16 protein-coding genes are annotated in these 21,532 nt (G+C 68.7%); 12 read left to right on the plus strand and 4 right to left on the minus strand.

All coding sequences use genetic code 11. The features are described from left to right. Positions 1-170: 170 nt before the first annotated feature. From mdh to lpdA, 6 genes are all read left to right on the plus strand, one after another. Complete coding sequence (mdh, locus tag HNQ73_RS14185) at positions 171-1,136, plus strand: malate dehydrogenase (RefSeq protein WP_183335535.1); 966 nt, start codon at positions 171-173, stop codon at positions 1,134-1,136. Between the two features lie 99 nt (positions 1,137-1,235). Continuing rightward, positions 1,236-2,432: an ADP-forming succinate--CoA ligase subunit beta gene (sucC, locus tag HNQ73_RS14190; protein ID WP_183335536.1), complete on the plus strand. Its 1,197-nt coding sequence runs from the start codon at positions 1,236-1,238 to the stop codon at positions 2,430-2,432. Between the two features lie 3 nt (positions 2,433-2,435). Then, positions 2,436-3,320: a succinate--CoA ligase subunit alpha gene (gene sucD / locus HNQ73_RS14195; protein ID WP_183335537.1), complete on the plus strand. Its 885-nt coding sequence runs from the start codon at positions 2,436-2,438 to the stop codon at positions 3,318-3,320. 204 nt (positions 3,321-3,524) lie between these two features. Continuing rightward, the gene (locus tag HNQ73_RS14200) at positions 3,525-6,485 is read left to right on the plus strand and encodes a 2-oxoglutarate dehydrogenase E1 component (RefSeq protein ID WP_183335538.1); all 2,961 of its coding nucleotides are present in this window, start codon (positions 3,525-3,527) and stop codon (positions 6,483-6,485) included. Between the two features lie 72 nt (positions 6,486-6,557). Further along, on the plus strand, positions 6,558-7,781 hold the full coding sequence (gene odhB / locus HNQ73_RS14205) for a 2-oxoglutarate dehydrogenase complex dihydrolipoyllysine-residue succinyltransferase (protein ID WP_183335539.1): 1,224 nt from the start codon (positions 6,558-6,560) through the stop codon (positions 7,779-7,781). A 99-nt stretch (positions 7,782-7,880) separates the two neighbouring features. Further along, a complete protein-coding gene (gene lpdA / locus HNQ73_RS14210; RefSeq protein ID WP_183335540.1) occupies positions 7,881-9,281 on the plus strand; it encodes a dihydrolipoyl dehydrogenase in 1,401 nt (466 codons plus the stop codon). Positions 9,282-9,349: 68 nt separating this feature from the next. Here the strand turns inward: lpdA and HNQ73_RS14215 are convergent, their stop codons facing one another. Then, on the minus strand, positions 9,350-10,282 hold the full coding sequence (locus tag HNQ73_RS14215) for a tyrosine recombinase XerC (protein WP_183335541.1): 933 nt from the start codon (positions 10,280-10,282) through the stop codon (positions 9,350-9,352). 72 nt (positions 10,283-10,354) lie between these two features. On the opposite strand from HNQ73_RS14215, the gene HNQ73_RS14220 reads away from it, so the two are divergent. After that, positions 10,355-12,559, plus strand: coding sequence for a primosomal protein N' (locus tag HNQ73_RS14220; protein ID WP_183335542.1), 2,205 nt, complete (start codon positions 10,355-10,357; stop codon positions 12,557-12,559). Positions 12,560-12,588: 29 nt separating this feature from the next. Here HNQ73_RS14220 and HNQ73_RS14225 read toward each other — a convergent pair whose 3' ends face one another. Further along, positions 12,589-13,509: a pseudouridine-5'-phosphate glycosidase gene (locus HNQ73_RS14225; RefSeq protein ID WP_183335543.1), complete on the minus strand. Its 921-nt coding sequence runs from the start codon at positions 13,507-13,509 to the stop codon at positions 12,589-12,591. A gap of 480 nt (positions 13,510-13,989) precedes the next feature. Here HNQ73_RS14225 and HNQ73_RS14230 point away from each other — a divergent pair, with 480 nt between their 5' ends. The 5 genes from HNQ73_RS14230 to HNQ73_RS14250 all read left to right on the plus strand — a co-directional run bounded on the left by HNQ73_RS14230 (position 13,990) and on the right by HNQ73_RS14250 (position 18,987). Next, entirely contained in the window at positions 13,990-14,550 is a 561-nt protein-coding gene (locus tag HNQ73_RS14230; RefSeq protein WP_183335544.1) for a F0F1 ATP synthase subunit delta, read from the plus strand. Continuing rightward, positions 14,550-16,079, plus strand: coding sequence for a F0F1 ATP synthase subunit alpha (gene atpA / locus HNQ73_RS14235; protein ID WP_183335545.1), 1,530 nt, complete (start codon positions 14,550-14,552; stop codon positions 16,077-16,079). The genes HNQ73_RS14230 and atpA overlap by 1 nt, the downstream gene beginning before the upstream one ends. Positions 16,080-16,135: 56 nt before the next feature. Further along, the gene (locus HNQ73_RS14240) at positions 16,136-17,017 is read left to right on the plus strand and encodes a F0F1 ATP synthase subunit gamma (RefSeq protein WP_183335546.1); all 882 of its coding nucleotides are present in this window, start codon (positions 16,136-16,138) and stop codon (positions 17,015-17,017) included. Between the two features lie 35 nt (positions 17,018-17,052). Next, the gene (gene atpD / locus HNQ73_RS14245) at positions 17,053-18,504 is read left to right on the plus strand and encodes a F0F1 ATP synthase subunit beta (protein WP_183335547.1); all 1,452 of its coding nucleotides are present in this window, start codon (positions 17,053-17,055) and stop codon (positions 18,502-18,504) included. 81 nt (positions 18,505-18,585) lie between these two features. After that, positions 18,586-18,987 carry a F0F1 ATP synthase subunit epsilon gene (locus tag HNQ73_RS14250; protein WP_183335548.1) on the plus strand — a complete coding sequence of 134 codons (402 nt, stop codon included), beginning with the start codon at positions 18,586-18,588 and terminating at the stop codon, positions 18,985-18,987. Positions 18,988-19,037: 50 nt separating this feature from the next. Here HNQ73_RS14250 and HNQ73_RS14255 read toward each other — a convergent pair whose 3' ends face one another. Continuing rightward, a complete protein-coding gene (locus HNQ73_RS14255; RefSeq protein ID WP_183335549.1) occupies positions 19,038-20,654 on the minus strand; it encodes an acyl-CoA synthetase in 1,617 nt (538 codons plus the stop codon). 77 nt (positions 20,655-20,731) lie between these two features. Then, positions 20,732-21,478: an ABC transporter permease gene (locus HNQ73_RS14260; protein WP_244650222.1), complete on the minus strand. Its 747-nt coding sequence runs from the start codon at positions 21,476-21,478 to the stop codon at positions 20,732-20,734. Positions 21,479-21,532: the final 54 nt, after the last annotated feature.

Consider the following 21,532-nt stretch of genomic DNA (forward strand, 5'->3'; position numbering starts at 1 on the left):
TGCACCATCTGTCTTTTCGCCGCCGCGCCCGGCGCAAGCTACCGGTTGTGGCAGCAAAGGCCAGCCCCGCGGCGGGTTTTGCATGACTTGAAGCAGGACCCCGTTTGAGTCAAAGAAACCGCGGTTTTCCGGGATGCGTCCCCTCCTCGAACTGAAGGACGGTTTCTCACATGGCCCGTAAGAAGATCGCGCTGATCGGCGCCGGCCAGATCGGCGGCACCCTTGCCCATCTCGTCGGCCTCAAGGAGCTGGGCGACGTCGTGCTCTTCGACATCGCCGAAGGCATTCCGCAGGGCAAAGGCCTCGACCTGGCCGAGTCCTCCCCGGTGGACGGCTTCGACGCCGCCTACAAGGGCACCCAGTCCTACGCCGATATCGAGGGGGCGGACGTCATCATCGTCACCGCCGGCGTGCCGCGCAAGCCGGGCATGAGCCGCGACGACCTGCTCGGCATCAACCTCAAGGTGATGGAAGCGGTCGGCCAGGGCATCAAGCAGTACGCCCCTAACGCCTTCGTCATCTGCATCACCAACCCGCTCGACGCCATGGTGTGGGCGCTGCAGAAGGCGTCGGGCCTGCCGAAGAACAAGATCGTCGGCATGGCCGGCGTGCTCGATTCGGCCCGCTTCCGCTACTTCCTCGCCGAGGAGTTCAAGGTCTCGGTCAAGGACGTCACGGCCTTCGTGCTCGGCGGCCACGGTGACGACATGGTGCCGCTCGTGCGCTACTCCACGGTGGCTGGCATCCCGCTGCCCGACCTCGTCAAGATGGGCTGGACCACGCAGGAGAAGGTGGACGCCATCGTCGAGCGCACGCGCAAGGGCGGCGGCGAGATCGTCAACCTGCTCAAGACCGGCTCGGCCTTCTACGCCCCGGCGGCTTCCGCCATCGCCATGGCCGAGAGCTACCTCAAGGACAAGAAGCGCGTCCTGCCCTGCGCCGCCTATCTCAACGGCGAGTATGGCGTGAAGGACATGTTCGTCGGCGTGCCGATCGTCATCGGTGCCGGCGGCGTGGAGCGCATCGTCGAGATCGAGCTGAACGACGCCGAGAAGGCGATGTTCCAGAAGTCGGTCGCGTCCGTGCAGGGCCTCGTCGAGGCCTGCAAGGGCATCAACCCGGCCTTCGCCGGCTGATCGAGGAGGCAGTCGGCTGCAGGCAGTCCGCGTAAGAGGTGCGACGATTGCCTGCCGCCGGCGGCACTGCCGATTGCCCCGCCAAGAAGGGACACACTCATGAACATTCACGAGTACCAGGCCAAGGCCGTTCTGAAGGAATTCGGCGTCCCGGTCTCGGCCGGCAAGGCCGTCTTCTCCGTTGAAGAGGCAGAAGCCGCGGCGAAAGAGCTCGGCGGGCCGCTGTGGGTCGTCAAGGCCCAGATTCATGCCGGCGGGCGCGGCAAGGGCAAGTTCAAGGAGCCGGAAGCGGGCGACAAGGGCGGCGTGCGCCTCGCCAGGTCGGTCGAAGAGGTCAAGACCTTCGTCGGCCAGATGCTGGGCAAGACGCTTGTGACCGTTCAGACCGGCCCGGCCGGCAAGCAGGTCAACCGCATCTACATCGAGGACGGCTCGGACATCGAGCGTGAGTTCTATCTCTCCGCCCTCGTCGACCGTGCCACGAGCCGCGTCGCCTTCGTCGTCTCGACGGAAGGCGGCATGGACATTGAGGAGGTCGCCCACAAGAGCCCCGAGAAGATCCTGACCTTCGCGGTTGATCCGGCGACCGGCGTGATGCCGCACCACGGCCGCACCGTGGCCAAGGCGCTGGGCCTTACCGGCGACCTCGCCAAGCAGGCCGAGAGCCTCGTGACCAAGCTCTATGCGGCCTTCGTCGCCAAGGACATGGCGATGCTCGAGATCAACCCGCTGATCGTCACCAAGGATGGCCAGCTGCGCTGCCTCGACGCCAAGGTGTCCTTCGACTCCAACGCCCTCTACCGCCACCCGGACATCGTTGCCCTGCGGGACGTGACCGAGGAGGACGAGAAGGAGATCGAGGCCAGCAAGCACGATCTCGCCTACATCGCCCTCGACGGCACCATCGGCTGCATGGTCAACGGCGCCGGTCTCGCCATGGCGACGATGGACATCATCAAGCTCTACGGCGCAGAGCCGGCCAACTTCCTCGACGTCGGCGGCGGCGCCTCGAGGGAGAAGGTCACGGCGGCCTTCAAGATCATCACCGCCGACCCGAACGTGAAGGGCATCCTCGTCAACATCTTCGGCGGCATCATGAAGTGCGACGTCATCGCCGAGGGCGTGATTGCCGCGGTGAAGGAGGTCGGCCTCAAGGTTCCGCTTGTCGTGCGCCTCGAGGGCACCAATGTCGAACTCGGCAAGAAGATCCTGAACGAGTCCGGCCTCAACGTCATTTCTGCCGACGACCTCGACGACGCCGCTCAGAAGATCGTCAAGGCCGTGAAGGGAGCCTGAACGATGTCCATCCTCATCGACAAGAACACGAAGGTCATCTGCCAGGGCTTCACCGGCAAGAACGGCACCTTCCACTCCGAGCAGGCCATCGCCTACGGCACGAAGATGGTCGGCGGCGTCTCCCCCGGCAAGGGTGGAACGACGCACCTTGGCCTGCCGGTGTTCGACACCGTCGCCGAGGCGCGCGAGAAGACGGGCGCCGACGCGACTGTGATCTATGTTCCGCCGGCGGGCGCGGCCGACGCCATCTGCGAGGCGATCGCGGCCGAGATTCCGCTCATCGTCTGCATCACCGAGGGCATCCCGGTGATGGACATGGTGAAGGTCAAGCGTGCCCTCTCCGGCTCCAAGTCTCGCCTCATCGGGCCGAACTGCCCCGGCGTGGTGACGGCCGGCGAGTCGAAGATCGGCATCATGCCGGGCAACATCTTTCGCCCCGGCAATGTCGGCATCGTCTCGCGCTCCGGCACGCTGACCTACGAGGCCGTGTTCCAGACGACGCAGGAGGGCCTCGGCCAGACGACGGCCGTCGGCATCGGCGGCGACCCGGTGAAGGGCACCGAGTTCATCGAGGTGCTCGACATGTTCCTCTCCGATCCGAATACGCACTCGATCATCATGATCGGCGAGATCGGCGGATCGGCCGAGGAGGAGGCGGCCGAGTTCATCCGGGCTGAGGCGCGCAAGGGCCGCAAGAAGCCGATGGTCGGCTTCATCGCCGGCCGGACCGCTCCGCCCGGCCGCCGCATGGGCCACGCCGGCGCCATCATTTCCGGCGGCAAGGGCGGCGCCGAGGACAAGATCGCGGCCATGGAGGCGGCGGGCATCCGCGTCTCGCCTTCCCCGGCGCGGCTCGGCAAGACCCTCGTCGAGGTTCTCAAGGGCTGACGGAGCGGCGATGCGCGGGCGAAGGCAACCTTTTGCTCACGTATCCGTCGTAACGTTCGGCTTTGCTTCGCCATTCACGGGCCGCCTCCGGGCGGCCCTCCCACCATCCGCCGCCTAACCGGAGGCGGCGGATCAAGGAGCCGGGCAACCGGCTCTGTTCTCCATCGGGGTTCATCCCCGTGGGTTCCGGCAGGACCAGGACCAATGGCACGCCAGGACGCCAACGATCTCTTCGCCCAAACCTCGTTCCTCTACGGCGGCAATGCTGCCTACATCGAGGAGCTCTACGCCCGCTACCAGCAGAACCCGGCCTCGGTCGATGCCGAGTGGCAGACGTTCTTCGCAGGTCTCAAGGACGATGCCGCGCTGATCACCAAGAACGCGCGGGGCGCCTCCTGGAAGAAGCCGAACTGGCCTGTGCCGCTCAACGGCGAGCTCGTCTCGGCGCTCGACGGCAACTGGGCACCGGTCGAGAAGGCCCTCGGCGACAAGGTCAAGGCGAAGGCGCAGAAGTCGGGCGTCGAGCTGTCCGACGCCCAGGTGCTGCAGGCGACGCGTGACTCCGTCCGCGCCCTCATGATGATCCGCGCCTATCGCATGCGCGGCCACCTGCACGCCAACCTCGACCCGCTGGCCATCGCGCCGCCGAAGGATCACGAGGAGCTGCATCCCTCGACCTACGGCTTCACGGAAGCCGACTACGACCGGCCGATCTTCATCGACCACGTGCTCGGCCTCGAGTTCGCGACCATCAACCAGATGCTCGCGATCCTGCGCCGCACCTACTGCCAGACACTCGGCGTCGAGTTCATGCACATCTCCGATCCGACGGAGAAGGCGTGGATCCAGGAGCGCATCGAGGGGCCGGACAAGGAGATCGCCTTCACCGAGCGCGGCAAGCGGGCGATCCTCAACAAGCTCATCGAGGCCGAGGGCTTCGAGAAGTTCCTCGACATCAAGTACACCGGGACCAAGCGCTTCGGCCTGGACGGCGGCGAGGCGATCATCCCGGCGCTGGAGCAGATCATCAAGCGCGGCGGCGCGCTCGGCGTGAAGGAGATCGTGCTGGGCATGGCCCACCGCGGCCGCCTCAATGTGCTCGCTCAGGTGATGGGCAAGCCGCACCGCGCCATCTTCCACGAGTTCAAGGGCGGCTCCTTCGCGCCTGACGACGTGGAGGGCTCGGGCGACGTGAAGTACCACCTCGGCGCCTCGTCGGACCGCGAGTTCGACGGCAACAGGGTGCATCTGTCGCTGACCGCCAACCCGTCGCACCTGGAGATCGTCGACCCCGTGGTGCTCGGTAAGGTGCGCGCCAAGCAGGACCAGCTCGGTGACACGGTGGAGCGCTCCAAGGTGATGCCGCTCCTCATCCATGGCGACGCGGCCTTCGCCGGCCAGGGCGTCGTGGCCGAATGCTTCGGCCTCTCCGGTCTCAAGGGTCACCGCACCGGCGGCTCGGTGCACTTCATCATCAACAACCAGATCGGCTTCACGACCAATCCGCGCTACTCGCGCTCCTCGCCCTATCCGTCCGACGTGGCCAAGATGGTCGAGGCGCCGGTCTTCCACGTCAACGGCGACGATCCGGAGGCGGTGACCTTCGCCGCCAAGATCGCGACGGAATTCCGGCAGAAGTTCCACAAGCCGGTCGTCATCGACATGTTCTGCTATCGTCGCTTCGGCCACAACGAAGGCGACGAGCCCGGCTTTACCCAGCCGTTGATGTACAAGAAGATCCGCCAGCATCCGACGACGCTGGAGATCTACGCCAAGAAGCTCATCGACGAGGGCGTGGTCACGCAGGCTGAGGTCCACGAGGCCCGCGAGAAGTGGCGCGCCAAGCTCGACGAGGAGTTCGAGGCGGCCCAGTCCTACAAGCCCAACAAGGCTGACTGGCTCGACGGGCGCTGGTCCGGCCTGAAGGCCGTGCGCGAGGACGCGGACGATCCACGCCGTGGCGCCACGGGCGTCGCCATCGACACGCTGAAGATGATCGGCCAGCGCATCTGCGAGGTGCCGGAAGGCTTCAACGTGCACCGCACGATCAGGCGCTTCCTCGACAACCGCCGCAAGATGATCGAGACCGGCGAGGGCCTCGACTGGGCGACCGCCGAGGCGCTTGCTTTTGGCTCGCTGGTGCTCGAGGGGCACCCCGTGCGCCTGTCCGGCCAGGACAGCGAGCGCGGCACCTTCAGCCAGCGCCACTCGGTGCTCATCGATCAGGAGACCGAGGACCGCTACACGCCCCTCAACAACATCCGCGAGGGCCAGGCGCGCTACGAGGTCATCAACTCGATGCTTTCGGAAGAGGCCGTGCTCGGCTTCGAATACGGCTACACGCTCGCCGAACCCAACGCGCTCACGATGTGGGAGGCGCAGTTCGGCGACTTCGCCAACGGCGCGCAGGTGGTCATCGACCAGTTCATCTCCTCGGGCGAGCGCAAGTGGCTGCGCATGTCGGGCCTCGTCATGCTGCTGCCGCACGGCTACGAGGGCCAGGGACCGGAGCACTCCTCCGCCCGCCTTGAGCGCTACCTGCAGCTGTGCGCCGAGGACAACATGCAGGTCGCGAACTGCACGACGCCGGCGAACTACTTCCACATCCTGCGCCGGCAGCTGAAGCGCGACTTCCGCAAGCCCCTCATCCTGATGACGCCGAAGTCCCTGCTGCGTCACAAGCGCTGCGTGTCGAGCCTGGCCGAGCTGGGCGAGGGCACGAGCTTCCACCGCATCCTCAGGGACGACGCGGAGCGGCTGCCGGGCGAGACAATCAAGCTCGTCAAGGACGACAAGATCCGCCGCGTCGTGATCTGCTCGGGCAAGGTCTACTACGACCTCTATGAGGAGCGCGAGAAGCGGGGCATCGACGACATCTACCTGCTCCGCACCGAGCAGCTCTATCCCTTCCCGGCCAAGTCCCTGGCGACGGAGCTGCAGCGCTTCCCGCGCGCCGAGGTGATCTGGTGCCAGGAAGAGCCGAAGAACATGGGGGCGTGGACCTTCGTCGAGCCCTATCTCGAGTGGGTGCTCGATCACGCCGGCTGCAAGGTGAAGCGGCCGCGCTACGTCGGCCGTGCGGCCTCCGCCGCCACCGCCACTGGCCTGATGTCGAAGCACCTCGCCCAGCTGCAGGCTTTCCTCGACGAGGCCTTCGCCCCGTAATGCCGGGACGGCTCCCGAGCCGTCCCTTGCCCCCTCAACCCGGCCGCGTGGCCTAGAAGCGAAACGAAGATCATGGCGACCGAAATCCGCGTGCCCACCCTGGGCGAATCCGTCACCGAGGCCACCATTGGCCGCTGGTTCAAGAAGCCCGGCGAGGCCGTGAAGGCCGATGAGCCGCTCGTCGAGCTCGAGACCGACAAGGTCACGCTCGAGGTCAATGCCCCCGCGGCCGGCGTCCTCGCCGAGGTGGCCGCGAAGGAGGGCGACACGGTCGAGGTGGGGGCGCTGCTCGGCTCCATCACGGAGGGCGAGGGCGCCGCTGCCAAGCCGGCCGAGAAGCCGGCCGCGAAGAAGGAAGAGGCGCCCAAGGCCGATGCGCCGAAGCCCGCGGCCCCGGCCGCCGCCACGGACCACGGCCCGGCCGTGCGACGCATTGCCGAGGAGACCGGCGTCTCCCCCGCTTCCGTCGCCGGCACCGGCAAGGACGGGCGCGTGACCAAGGGCGACATGCTGGCGGCCGTCGCTGCCGGCGCCGCCGCCCCGCAGGCGCCGGCCGCCCCGGCGCAGATCCGCGCCCCCTCGGCACCGGACGATGCCGCGCGCGAGGAGCGCGTGCGCATGACCAAGCTGCGCCAGACCATCGCCCGCCGCCTCAAGGATGCCCAGCAGACCGCGGCCATGCTGACGACGTTCAACGACGTCGACATGTCGGGCGTGATGGCGCTGCGCAGCCAGTACAAGGATACCTTCGAGAAGAAGCACGGCGTGAAGCTCGGCTTCATGGGCTTCTTCGTGAAGGCCTGCGTGCAGGCGCTCAAGGAGCTGCCGGCCGTCAATGCCGAGATCGACGGCACCGACATCATCTACAAGAACTACTACCACATCGGCGTCGCCGTCGGCACGGACAAGGGCCTCGTCGTGCCGGTGGTGCGCGATGCCGACCAGCTCTCCATCGCCGGCATCGAGAAGGCGATCGCCGACTTCGGCAAGCGCGCCCGTGACGGCCAGCTGAAGATCGAGGAGATGCAGGGCGGCACCTTCACCATCTCCAACGGCGGCGTCTACGGCTCGCTCCTCTCGACGCCGATCCTCAACGCGCCGCAGTCGGCCATCCTCGGCATGCACCGCATCGAGGAGCGCCCGGTGGTCCGCAACGGCCAGATCGTCATCCGCCCGATGATGTATCTCGCACTGTCCTACGACCACCGCATCATCGACGGCAAGGAGGCCGTCACCTTCCTGGTGCGCGTGAAGGAGAACCTCGAGGATCCGGCGCGCCTCGTGCTCGACCTCTGATCCGCCCCCCGGCCAGCACGCCGGACCTCTTCCCGCTCGCTCGGGACGCATGGACGGCCGGGGCACCCCGGCCGTCACGTCTCAAACGGAGCTCGCCCCATGTCCTACGACACGATCGTCATCGGCACCGGCCCTGGTGGCTACGTCTGTGCCATCCGCGCCGCCCAGCTCGGCCAGAAGGTCGCCGTGGTGGAGAAGCGCAAGACGCACGGCGGCACCTGCCTCAACGTCGGCTGCATCCCCTCCAAGGCCCTGCTCCATGCCTCGCATCGTTTCGAGGAGGCGGCGCACGCCTTCGCCGACATGGGCATCGGCGTGTCGACGCCGACGCTCGACCTCGCGAGGATGCACGCCTTCAAGCAGGAGGGCATCGATGGCAACACCAAGGGCGTCGAGTTCCTGCTGAAGAAGAACAAGATCGACGCCTTCCACGGCACGGGCCGCATCGCCGCGCCCGGCAAGGTGGAGGTGACGGCCGAGGACGGCTCGGTGAAGACGCTCGAGGCGAAGAACATTGTCATCGCCACGGGCTCTGACGTCGCCCAGCTTCCGGGCGTGACGATCGACGAGAAGGTCGTCGTCTCCTCCACGGGCGCGCTGTCGCTCGAAAAGGTTCCCGGCAAGCTCGTCGTCGTGGGTGCCGGCGTCATCGGCCTCGAGCTCGGCTCGGTGTGGCGCCGCCTCGGCGCCGAGGTGACGGTGGTCGAGTTCCTCGACCGCATCCTGCCCGGCATGGACGGCGAGGTGGCCAAGAACTTCCAGCGCATCCTCTCCAAGCAGGGCTTCACCTTCAAGCTCGGCAGCAAGGTGACCAAGGTCGAGACCGGCAATGGCGGGGCCAAGGTCACGGTGGAGCCGGCAGCCGGCGGTGACGCCGAGGTGGTCGACGCCGACATCGTGCTCGTGGCCATCGGCCGCGTGCCCTACACCAAGGACCTGGGCCTCGAGGGGCTCGGCATCGAGACCGACAAGCGCGGCCGCATCGTGGTCGACGCCCATTTCCAGACGAAGGTGCCGGGCATCTACGCCATCGGCGACGTGATCGCCGGCCCCATGCTCGCCCACAAGGCCGAGGACGAGGGCGTGGCCGTGGCCGAGATCCTCGCCGGCAAGGCGGGGCACGTGAACTACGACGTCATTCCGGGCGTCGTCTACACCTTCCCGGAGGTGGCCGCCGTCGGCAAGACGGAGGAGGAGCTGAAGGAGGCCGGCGTCGCCTACACGGTCGGCAAGTTCCCCTTCACCGCCAATGGCCGCGCCAAGGTGAACCGGGAGACGGACGGCTTTGTGAAGGTGCTCGCCGACGCGGCGACCGACAAGGTGCTCGGCGTGCACATCATCGGCCCGGAAGCCGGCGAGATGATCCACGAGGCGGCCGTGCTGATGGAGTTCCGCGGCTCGTCCGAGGATCTCGCCCGCACCTGCCACGCCCACCCCACCCGCTCGGAAGCGGTGAAGGAAGCCGCCATGGCCGTGGAGAAGCGCGCGATCCACATGTGATCGCCTGCCGATCGCCATGCATTCGCACGGGCCCGGGGCATCGCCCCGGGCTTCGTCGTCTCGGGCGTTCACGCCCGCGGATGCGCCGCTTCGTAGGCGGCCAGAAGCCGGGCGGCGTCGACCTTGGTGTAGACCTGCGTCGTCGACAGCGAGGCGTGGCCGAGCAGCTCCTGGATGGCGCGCAGATCCCCCCCGCGGCCGAGCAGGTGGCTGGCGAAGGAATGGCGCAGCGCGTGGGGCGTCGCGCTCGCCGGCAGGCCGAGGGCGCCACGCAGACGCTCCATGGCGAGCTGGATGATGCGCGGCGACAGGGGGCCGCCGCGGGCACCGACGAAGAGCGGCCCGTCCGGCACGAGCGGATAGGGGCAGGCGGAGACGTAATCCGCCACCGCCCGCGCCACCTGCGGCAGCACCGGCACCTCGCGCATCTTGCCGCCCTTGCCGGTCACAGTGATGCTGCCCGCCTCGAGGGCCTTGACGTCCCCTCCCCTGAGGCCGAGCGCCTCCGAGATGCGCAGGCCACAACCGTAGAGCAGCGCCATCACGGCTGCATCGCGCGCCAGGATCCAGCCCTCGCGTGCCTCACCGGCGCGGCTGTCGGCATCCACCACGGCGCGGGCCGCCTCGGCCGTCAGCGGGCGCGGCAGGCCCTTCGATACCTTCGGTGCGCGCATGGCAACAAAGGCCGACGCCGTGCCGAGGCCGGCGCGTTCGAGATGCCGGGCGAAGGAGCGCAGCGCCGCCAGCTGGCGCATCAGCGAGCGCCCGGTGACCCCCGCCGCGCGGCGCGAGGCGAGGAAGGCGCGCAGGTCCATCGGCTTCAGCCGCGCGATGGCGGCGAGCGTCGGCGGGCCGCCGAGGTGGTCCGTGAGGAAGGCGAAGAACTGGCGCGCGTCGCGGCCATAGGCCTCCAGCGTCTTGGGCGACAGGCGGCGCTCACCGGCAAGGTGGGCGAGCCACCCCTGGAAGGCGCGGAAGGTGTCATCAGGCAGATCGATCATGAGGGCAAGGATTCCACCCGCCACCCTAACGGCGCGTGAACAGGCAGGCGAATCGGTGTTATGCCAGAGCGCATGGACATGCCCTCCGAAAACGGCGCGAGCGAAGCGCGGCAGGCGGCGAGCCGCATCGCCGATGTCGTCGTGCCCGTGGCGCTCGACAAGGCCTATTCCTACGCCGTGCCGGCCGGCACGGCGCTGGCGGAGGGTGACGTCGTCGTGGTGCCGCTTGGGCCGCGCCAGACCGTCGGCGTCGTCTGGGCCGTGCGCGAGGGCTCCGCCGCCAATCTGAAGAGCGTCCTCGGGCGGGTGGACGTGCCGCCCATGGGCGAGGACCTGCGCCGGCTCATCGACTGGATCGCCTGGTACACGCTCGCCCCCCTCGGGCTCGCCATGCGTCTTGCCCTGCGTATTCCCGGCGAGGACAAGGCCGAGCAGGTGCGCGTGGGCGTGCGCCTCTCTGGCGAGCCGCCCGAGCGCCTGACCGCGGCGCGCCTCCGGGTCATCGCGGCGGCCGAAGGCGGGCTGGTCTACACGAAGGCGGACCTCGCCGAGCGTGCGGGCGTGAGCCTTGCCGTGATCAACGGCCTCGTCGACGCCGGTACGCTCGAGACAGTCGCCCTGCCGCCGGAGCCGGTAGCGGGTCTGCCGGATCCAGACCATGCGCCGGCGGAGCTGTCGCCGGACCAGGAGCGGGCCGCGGCCGTCCTGCGCAGCGCCGTCGCCGAGCGCCGCTTCTCCGTCACGCTCGTCGAGGGCGTCACCGGCTCGGGCAAGACGGAAGTTTATTTCGAGGCCGTGGCGGAGGCCCTGCGGCAGGGCCGGCAGGCGCTGATCCTCATGCCCGAGATCGCGCTCACGGCGCAGTTCCTCGGCCGCTTCGCCGCCCGCTTCGGCACCGCGCCGGCCGAATGGCACTCGGGCATTTCCGGCCGCCGGCGCGAGCGCCTGCACCGGGCCGTGGCGGCCGGGGAGGTGAAGGTGGTCGCGGGGGCGCGCTCGGCCCTCTTCCTGCCCTTCCGCGACCTCGGCCTCATCGTCGTCGACGAGGAGCACGAGCAGGCCTACAAGCAGGAGGAAGGAGCGCTCTATCACGCCCGCGACATGGCCATCGTGCGGGCGCGCATCGACAAGGCGCCCATCGTCCTCGCCTCCGCTACCCCGTCAGTCGAGACGCGCGTCAACGCGGCGCGCGGGCGCTATCGCCACCTCGTCCTGCCCGAGCGCTTCGGGGGCCGCACCCTGCCTGCCATGCGGGCCATCGACATGCGCCGGCACGCGCCCGAGCGCGGCCGCTGGCTGTCGCCCCCCCTGCTCGCCGCCATGCGGGAGACGCGCGCGGCAGGCGAGCAGAGCCTGCTCTTCCTCAACAGGCGCGGCTATGCGCCCCTCACGCTCTGCCGCAGCTGCGGCCACCGCTTCCAGTGCCCCAACTGCTCGGCCTGGCTGGTGGAGCACCGTTTTCGCCGCGCCCTCGTCTGCCACCATTGCGGCCATGTGGAGCGGCGGCCGGACAACTGCCCGGAATGCGGCACGGTCGATGCGCTCGCCGCCTGCGGGCCCGGTGTCGAGCGCCTGGCCGAGGAGGTGGTCGAGCACTTCCCCGACGCCCGCGTCATCACCCTGTCCAGCGACTTTCCCGGCGGCGTGGAGCGCCTGCGCCGGGAGCTCGCGGCGATCGCCGCGGGCGAGGCGGATATCATCATCGGCACCCAGCTCGTCGCCAAGGGCCACAACTTCCCGCTGCTGACGCTCGTGGGCGTCGTCGATGCCGATGTGGGGCTGGCGAGCGGCGACCCGCGCGCCTCCGAGCGCACGTTCCAGCTGCTCCAGCAGGTGACAGGCCGCGCCGGACGCGGCGAGCGGCCGGGGCGGGCGCTGCTGCAGACCTACCAGCCCGACCATCCCGTGATGCGGGCGCTCCTGTCCGGCGATGCCACAGCCTTCTACGCCGAGGAGGAGGCCGTGCGCGAGGCCGCCGGCCTGCCGCCCTTCGGGCGCCTCGCCGCCATCATCGTCTCGGCCCCGGATCGTGGCGAGGCCGAGGCGCATGCGCGCGCCCTCGCCCGCGCCGCCGAGCCGCCGGCGGGCATCGACGTGCTCGGTCCGGCGGAGGCGCCGCTCGCCCTCATCCGCGGCCGCTACCGCTTCCGCCTCCTCGTCAGGGCGACGCGCGACAGCGACCTGCAGGGCTACCTGCGGGCCTGGCTCGCACGGACGCCGAAGCCGCCGCAGCGAATCCGCGTGACGGTGGATGTCGACCCCATGAGCTTCATGTAAGGGGCCGGGCGCAGCCCGCGCCTCCTTGTTCACCGCTCCTCGGCGGCGAGCGCCACCGCGATCTGCGCTGCAAGCACTGCGTTGTTCTCGACGAGCGCGATGTTGGCCCTGAGGCTGCGGCCGGCCGTGGCCTCCACGACGCGCGGCAGCAGGAAGGGCGTCACGTCCTTGCCGGTGATGCCCGCCGCGGCGGCCTCGAGGAGGGCCGATTCGATCACCGGCGCGATCTCGGCGGCGGGAATCTCGGCCTCGGCCGGGATGGGGTTGGCGACGAGCACCCCGGAATTGAGGCCGAGCGCGCGATGGGCGCGGATGAAGGTGGCGATCTGTGCCGCCGTGTCGAGCCGCGCGGGGGCGCGAAGGCCGCTGTCGCGGGAGTAGAAGGCGGGGAAGGTGTCCGTGCCGACCGCAACCACCGGCACGCCGAGCGTCTCCAGCATCTCCAGCGTCAGGGCGAGGTCGAGGATGGCCTTGGCTCCCGCCGAGACGACGGCGACGGGTGTGCGAGACAGCTCCGTCAGGTCGGCAGAAATGTCGAAGGACGTGGCCGCGCCGCGGTGGACGCCACCGATGCCGCCGGTGGCGAAGACGGCGATGCCCGCCATGGCGGCGAGGCGCATGGTGGCGGCGACGGTCGTGGCCGCATCGCGCCCGGTGGTGAGAGCGAGCGCCACCTCGCGCGTGCTCGCCTTCATCACGCCGGGTGCGGTGGCGAGCCTCTCGAGGCCGGCCTCGTCGAGGCCGATGCGGATGCGTCCGTCAAGGATGGCGATGGTCGCCGGCACCGCGCCGCCCTCGCGCACGATGGCCTCGACCCGGCGCGCCGTCTCGAGATTGGCGGGATAGGCCATGCCGTGGGCGATGATGGTGGATTCGAGGGCGACCACGGGCCGTCGGGCCGCGAGCGCGTCGGCCACCTCGGGCGACAGGATGGGAGTGACGTCGGTCATCGCTCGGTCTCCTCCTCGGCACAGCCTCATCATGCCCGCTGATGGCCGCTGCCGCCACATCATCGCGTCGCTGGCCGGGCCCCCGGCGGCGGAGGCGCATCGCCGCAGGCCGGTCTGCCCGGCATCGCACGCCGGGAGGCCGGCACGGCCGGCGAAGGGCCCGAAAAGCGCCCATCGGGACTGGACTTGGGGTGAAATGCCGCAACATGCCCATCTAGGGAGCCGCTCTCACCCCTTCTTCCGGCGCTGCGCCCGCCCTGCGGAGCGTGGGACACGGCTGTGGGGAAGTGGCCTTTGTGGCAACGCGAAGGCGCAAGCGGCGCCTGCGATGTTGCGCGCGCACGATCCTTATGTTAGGGCACCGGCGCCTTCCGGGCAGATTGTGTCTGTCCTCGCCATTCCCTGTCCCGCGCGAAGGATCAGGCGCCGCCGAGGCGATCGGTGACGACCGTAGGTTCTTGAGAGCAAGAGAGAAGCCCTGTGGCTCAAGGCGGAACTATCATAGCAGGAGTTGCCGGGCGCTATGCCTCGGCGCTGTTCGAGCTGGCCAAGGAAGCCGGTAGCCTCGACGCGATCGAGGCCGACCTCAAGCGCTTCGATGCGCTCGTGGCCGAGAGCCCGGACCTTGCCCGCCTCGTGACGAGCCCCGCGTTCACCGCGGAGGAGCAGGAGCGGGGCGTCGCCGCCGTTCTCGCCAAGGCCGGCATCGGCGGGCTCGCTGCCAATTTCATCCGTCTCGTTGCGTCGAAACGTCGCCTCTTCGCGATCCGCGACATGGTGCGCGCCTACAGCGCGCTCGTCGCCCGCGAGAAGGGCATCGTTCACGCCAAGGTGACCCTCGCCGAGGAGCCGTCGCAGAAGGCCCTCGACGAGATCAAGGCGGCCGTCAAGGCGGCTGCCGGGGGCGAGGTTGCCCTCGACGTCAAGATCGATCCCGCCATTCTCGGCGGTCTCATCGTCAAGCTGGGCAGCCGCATGGTCGATGCGAGCCTTCGCCATAAACTGAATTCGATCCGTTTCGCCATGAAAGAGGTCGGCTGATGGACATCCGCGCCGCGGAAATTTCCGCAATCCTCAAGGAGCAGATCAAGAACTTCGGCTCCGAGGCCGAGGTCACCGAGGTCGGCCAGGTTCTGTCGGTGGGTGACGGCATTGCCCGTTGCTACGGCCTCGACAACGTGCAGGCCGGCGAGATGGTCGAGTTCGAGTCGGGCGTGCGCGGCATGGCCCTGAACCTCGAGGTCGACAATGTTGGTGTCGTTATCTTCGGCTCCGACCGCGAGATCGCCGAAGGGCAGACGGTGAAGCGCACGGGCGCCATCGTGGACGTGCCGGTGGGCAAGGGCCTGCTCGGCCGCGTCGTCGACGCCCTGGGCAACCCCATCGACGGCAAGGGCCCGATCCAGGCCACCGAGCGCCGCCGCGTGGACGTGAAGGCGCCGGGCATCATTCCGCGCAAGTCCGTGCATGAGCCGATGGCCACCGGCCTGAAGGCGATCGACGCCCTCATTCCGATCGGTCGCGGCCAGCGCGAGCTGATCATCGGTGACCGCCAGACCGGCAAGACCGCGATCGCGCTCGACACCATCCTCAACCAGAAGCCGCTGCACGCGACCGGCGACGAGAACCAGAAGCTCTACTGCGTCTATGTCGCGGTCGGCCAGAAGCGCTCCACCGTCGCCCAGTTCGTGAAGGTGCTGGAGGAGAACGGCGCGCTCGAGTACTCGATCATCGTCGCCGCCACGGCCTCCGATCCGGCGCCGATGCAGTTCCTGGCGCCCTTCTCCGGCTGCGCCATGGGTGAGTACTTCCGCGACAACGGCATGCACGCCGTGATCGTCTACGACGACCTGTCCAAGCAGGCCGTCGCCTACCGCCAGATGTCGCTGCTGCTGCGCCGTCCGCCCGGCCGCGAGGCTTATCCGGGTGACGTGTTCTATCTGCACTCGCGCCTGCTCGAGCGCGCGGCGAAGATGAACGACGAGAACGGCGCCGGCTCGCTGACCGCCCTTCCGGTCATCGAGACGCAGGCCAACGACGTGTCGGCCTACATCCCGACGAACGTCATCTCGATCACCGACGGCCAGATCTTCCTCGAGACCGACCTGTTCTACCAGGGCATTCGCCCGGCCGTGAACGTGGGTCTGTCCGTGTCGCGCGTGGGCTCCTCGGCCCAGACCAAGGCGATGAAGAAGGTCGCCGGCAAGATCAAGGGCGAGCTGGCGCAGTACCGCGAGATGGCGGCCTTCGCGCAGTTCGGCTCCGACCTCGACGCCACGACCCAGCGCCTGCTGAACCGCGGTGCTCGCCTCACCGAGCTCCTGAAGCAGCCGCAGTTCTCGCCGCTGAAGATGGAGGAGCAGGTCTGCGTGATCTATGCGGGCGTGAACGGCTATCTCGATCCGCTGCCGGTCAACCGGGTGCGCGACTTCGAGGAGGGGCTGCTGGGCGTCCTGCGCTCCAAGCACGCCGACATCCTCGACGCGATCCGCACGTCGAAGGACCTGTCCGACGAGACGGCTGCCAAGCTCAAGGACGTCGTCGAGGCCTTCGCCAAGACGTTCGCCTGAGAGGCGTCCGCTTGAGCCGCACCTGCCATCGCAGCAACGGGAAATAGGCGCTCGTCATGCCGAGCTTGAAGGATCTGCGCAACCGCATCGCCTCGGTGAAGGCGACGCAGAAGATCACCAAGGCCATGCAGATGGTGGCCGCGGCCAAGCTGCGCCGTGCCCAGACGGCGGTCGAGGCGGCGCGCCCCTATGCCGAGCGCATGGAGGCGGTGCTGGCCAACCTCGCCTCGCGCATGACGGTGAAGGAAGGCGCCCCGCGCCTTCTCGCCGGCACGGGCCGTGACCAGACGCATCTTCTCATCGTCTGCACGGCCGAGCGTGGCCTGTGCGGCGCCTTCAACAGCTCCATCGCGCGTCTCGCCCGCGACCGGGCGACCGCGCTGATGGCGCAGGGCAAGACGGTGAAGATCCTGTGCGTCGGCAAGAAGGGCTATGACGCCCTGCGCCGGCAGTTCAAGGATCAGATCGTCGACCTCATCGAGCTGCGCTCGGTGCGCCAGATCGGCTTCGAGAACGCCGACGCTGTGGGCCGCAAGGTCCTGCAGATGTTCGACGCCGGCGAGTTCGACGTGGCCACGCTGTTTTACAGCAAGTTCAAGTCCGTGATCTCGCAGGTGCCGACGGCGCAGCAGATCATCCCGGCCCAGTTCGACGGCGAGGCGAAGGAGGCCGCCGGCCTCGACGCCGTCTACGACTACGAGCCGGGCGAGGAGGAGATCCTCGCGGCACTCCTGCCGCGCAACGTCTCGGTGCAGATCTTCCGGGCACTGCTCGAGAACGGCGCCTCCGAGCAGGGCGCGCGCATGACCGCTATGGACAACGCGACGCGCAATGCCGGCGAAATGATCAGGAAGCAGACGCTGACCTACAACCGGACGCGTCAGGCGATGATCACCAAGGAACTCATCGAAATCATCTCGGGCGCCGAGGCTCTTTGAGGCCCCGCTCTGATCGGACCGTGAGGGTTTAGAAAATGGCGAACAAGGCGAGCGACAAGGCGGTCGGACGCATCACCCAGGTCATCGGCGCGGTGGTCGACGTGCAGTTCGACGGGCACCTGCCGGAAATTCTGAACGCGCTCGAGACGACGAACCAGGGCAACCGGCTCGTGCTCGAGGTGGCGCAGCAGCTCGGCGAAAACACCGTCCGCTGCATCGCGATGGACACCTCCGAGGGCCTCGTGCGTGGCCAGGAGGTGCGCGACACCGGCGCCCCGATCAAGGTTCCGGTCGGTGACGGCACGCTCGGCCGCATCATGAACGTCATCGGCGAGCCCGTGGACGAGGCTGGCCCCATCGAGGCCGAGGATCACCGCGCCATCCACCAGCCGGCCCCGAGCTATGCCGAGCAGTCCACCGAGGCGCAGATTCTCGTCACGGGCATCAAGGTCATCGACCTGCTCGCCCCCTACGCCCGCGGCGGCAAGATCGGCCTCTTCGGCGGCGCCGGCGTCGGCAAGACGGTGCTCATCCAGGAGCTCATCAACAACGTCGCCAAGGCCCACGGCGGCTACTCCGTGTTCGCCGGCGTCGGCGAGCGCACCCGTGAGGGTAACGATCTCTACCACGAGATGATCGAATCGGGCGTGAACAAGGACCCGAAGAAGAACGGGGGCACGGCGGCTGGTTCCAAGTGCGCCCTCGTTTACGGCCAGATGAACGAGCCGCCCGGCGCCCGCGCCCGTGTCGCGCTCACCGGCCTGACGGTCGCCGAACACTTCCGCGACAAGGGCCAGGACGTGCTCTTCTTCGTCGACAACATCTTCCGCTTCACGCAGGCGGGCTCCGAGGTGTCGGCGCTTCTCGGCCGCATCCCCTCGGCGGTGGGTTACCAGCCGACGCTCGCCACCGACATGGGCGCCCTGCAGGAGCGCATCACCACCACGACGAAGGGCTCGATCACCTCGGTGCAGGCCATTTACGTGCCGGCCGACGACCTGACCGACCCGGCCCCGGCCACGTCGTTCGCCCACCTCGACGCGACGACCGTTCTCTCGCGCGCCATCGCCGAGAAGGGCATCTACCCGGCGGTGGACCCGCTCGACTCGACCTCGCGCATGCTCGACCCGCGCATTGTCGGCGAGGAGCACTACGAAGTGGCGCGCCAGGTGCAGCAGATCCTGCAGCGCTACAAGTCCCTGCAGGACATCATCGCCATTCTCGGCATGGACGAGCTGTCGGAAGAGGACAAGCTCACGGTGGCCCGCGCCCGCAAGATCGAGCGCTTCCTCTCGCAGCCGTTCCACGTGGCCGAGGTGTTCACCGGCACGCCGGGCCAGCTCGTCGCCATCGAGGACACGATCAAGGGCTTCAAGGGCCTGTGCAACGGCGAGTACGACCACCTGCCGGAGGCCGCCTTCTACATGGTCGGCACCATCGAGCAGGCGGTTGAGAAGGCCAAGCGCCTCGCTGCCGAGGCCGCGTAAGCGGCGAGCGCCGGCCGCGGCTCCCGCCCCGGCCGGCCCGATGCCCACGCCCGGGAATTCCGGTTTCGGAGACAGATCGACATGGCCACCTTTACGTTCGAGCTCGTCTCGCCCGAGCGGCTTCTCTTCTCCGGCGAGGTCGAGAGCGTTGTCGTGCCCTCGAGCGAGGGTGAGATGACGGTCATGGCTGGCCACTCGCCGGTGATGGCGGTGCTGAAGCCCGGCGTCGTCGCCGTCAGCGAGGGCAAAGGCGCCGTGCGTCGCCTCTTCGTGCGCGGCGGCTTCGCCGATGTCGGCCCGGCAGGCCTCACCATCCTCGCCGAGCAGGCGCTGCCGCTGGAGGAGCTGGACGCCGAGATGCTGGCCCAGCACATCCGTGACGCCGAGGAGGACGTGGCCGACGCCAGGACCGACGAGGCCCGGCAGGCCGCGGCCGAGCGGCTTGCCCAGCTCAACGAGCTGCGCAGCGCGCTGGTGCACTGAGCAAGCTGCCAGTCCTTTCGGAAGGCCGCCTCCGGGCGGCCTTTTTTGTTTCAGGCTTCGGAGCGCAGCAGCCGGCGGATGACCTTGCCGGTTGTCGTCAACGGCAGCTCGTCGCGAAAGGCGATCTCGCGCGGATATTCGTGGGCGGACAGGCGCTCGCGCACGAAGGCCTTGATGTCGTCGGCGAGCGCTTCTGACGGCTCGTAGCCCTCCCGCAGCACGATGAAGGCCTTCACGATCTCTGTGCGCACCGGGTCCGGCTTGCCGACGACGGCGGCAAGAGCGACCGCCTCGTGCTTGATGAGGCAATCCTCGATCTCGCCGGGGCCGATGCGATAGCCCGACGAGGTGATGACGTCGTCGTCGCGGCCGACGAAGTGGATGTAACCGTCCTCGTCCATTGAGCCCTGGTCGCCCGTTGTCATCCAGTCGCCGACGAACTTGTCGCGCGTCGCCTCCGGCCGGCGCCAGTAGGCGAGGAACATGACGGGATCGGGCCGCAGCACCGCGATCTGGCCGAGTTCCCCCGGCTCGCAGCGCGTGCCGTCGGGGCGGATCACGGCCACCGTGTGGCCGGGTACCGGCTTGCCGATGGCTCCGGCGCGCGAGATGCCGATGGCCGCGCAGGACGCGAGCACCAGGTTGCACTCCGTCTGGCCATAGAACTCGTTGATGGTGAGCCCGAGCTCCTCACGCCCCCACACGAAGGTCGCCTCCCCCAGCGATTCGCCGCCGGAGGCGAGCGTGCGCAGGGAAAGGTCGAAGCGGGCAGCCGGTCGCGGCACGCTGCGCAGCATCCTGAGCGCCGTCGGCGGAATGAAGGCGTTGCGCACCTTAAGTCGCGCCATGAGGTCGAAGGCTTCCTCGGGGTCGAATTTCTCGAACTTGCGCGCCACCACGGGCACGCCGTGGTGCAGGCCGGGCAGCAGCACGTTGAGAAGGCCGCCCGCCCAGGCCCAGTCCGCCGGCGTCCACAGCCTGTCCCCGGGCTGGGGCAGGAATTCGTGCGGCATTTCCACGCCCGGCAGGTGGCCGAGCAGCACGCGGTGGCCGTGCAGGGCCCCTTTCGGATTGCCGGTGGTGCCGGAGGTGTAGATCATCATGGCCGGATCGTCCGGCCCCGTGTCGCGCGGCACGAAGTCCTCCTCCGCCTCCGCGAGAATCTCGTCGAAGCCGAAGGCCGCCCTGTCCGGTCCGTCCGTGCTGACGACGACGGAGAGCTCGGGCAGCGGCACGTCGATGGCCGCGAGTGTCGCAAGGCCAGCCGAATTGGTGATGATGGCGCGCGCGCCGGCATCGGCGAGGCGGTAGCTCAAGGCATCGACGCCGAACAGCACGGCAAGCGGCAGGGCGATGGCGCCCAGCTTGTAGATGGCCATGTGGGCGATCGCCACCTGCCGCGACTGCGGCAGCAGGATCGCCACCCGGTCCCCGGCGGCGACGCCGCGGCGGGCGAGCGCGTTGGCGAGACGGTTCGAGCAGCGCCGCAGGCCGTCGTAGGTCAGGGCCTCGACCCTACCGTCGCGGGACACCTCGATGATGGCCGGCCGTCCCGGCTCCGCGGCCGCCCAGCGGTCGCAGCAATCGACGCCGATATTGTAGCGGGCGGGAATATGCCAGCGAAAGCCGGCGACGAGCGCCTCGTAGTCGCGAATGTCGGGCAGCATCGGCACCCCCGCCTGCCTTGGGACTGCCGTGTTTATAGGCAAAGCGCTGCCGGACCGCCATGCCGGCGTGCGCCCGGTCAGGCGGCGAACTGCGAGCGCTGGGCCCAGCCGGTCATGCGCCGCTCCAGCCACGCCATCACGGCGTAGATCATGATGCCGAGCACGGCGAGCGCGATGAGGGCGGCGAACAGGAGCGGCACGTTGAAGTCCGCGCTGGCGCGCGCCATCAGGTTGCCGATGCCGTTGCGCGAGGCGTTGTACTCGGCGATCACCGAGCCGACATAGGCGAGCGTGATGGCCACCTTCAGCGAGCCGAAGAAGTAGGGCAGCGAGCGCGGCACCCCCACCTTCAGCATGATGTCGAGCTTGCGCGCGCCCAGCGCCCGCAGCACGTCCTCCACCTCCGGCTCGATGGTGGCGAGCCCGGTGGCGACATTCACGACGATGGGGAAGAAGGAGATCATGAAGGCGGTCAGCACCGCCGGCAGCCAGCCGACGCCGAACCGGATGACGAGGATCGGCACCACCGCCACCTTGGGGATGGCGTTGAAGCCGACGAGAAGCGGGTAGACCCCGGCGTGGACAAAGCGCGAGGCACCCAGCGCCAGGCCGAGCACGAGACCGAAGACGATGGCGATGACAAAGCCCGCCGTTGTCATCCAGAGCGTGTGGAAGGAGTGGAACAGCAGCGGCCACCAGTAGGCGACGATGGCATCCAGAATGTCGCTCGGCGTCGGCAGGACGTAGGAGGAGACGCCGAAAATCCGGCAGGCGGCCTCCCACAGCAGGAAGAAGCCGATGGTGCAGAGCCACGGCGCCAGCATGAGCCGGCGTGCCCGTGACGCCCTGGCGCGCGCCGCCGCCTCGCGCACGGCGCG

The sequence above is a fragment of the Chelatococcus composti genome, assembly GCF_014201415.1.
Lineage (GTDB): Bacteria > Pseudomonadota > Alphaproteobacteria > Rhizobiales > Beijerinckiaceae > Chelatococcus_A > Chelatococcus_A composti.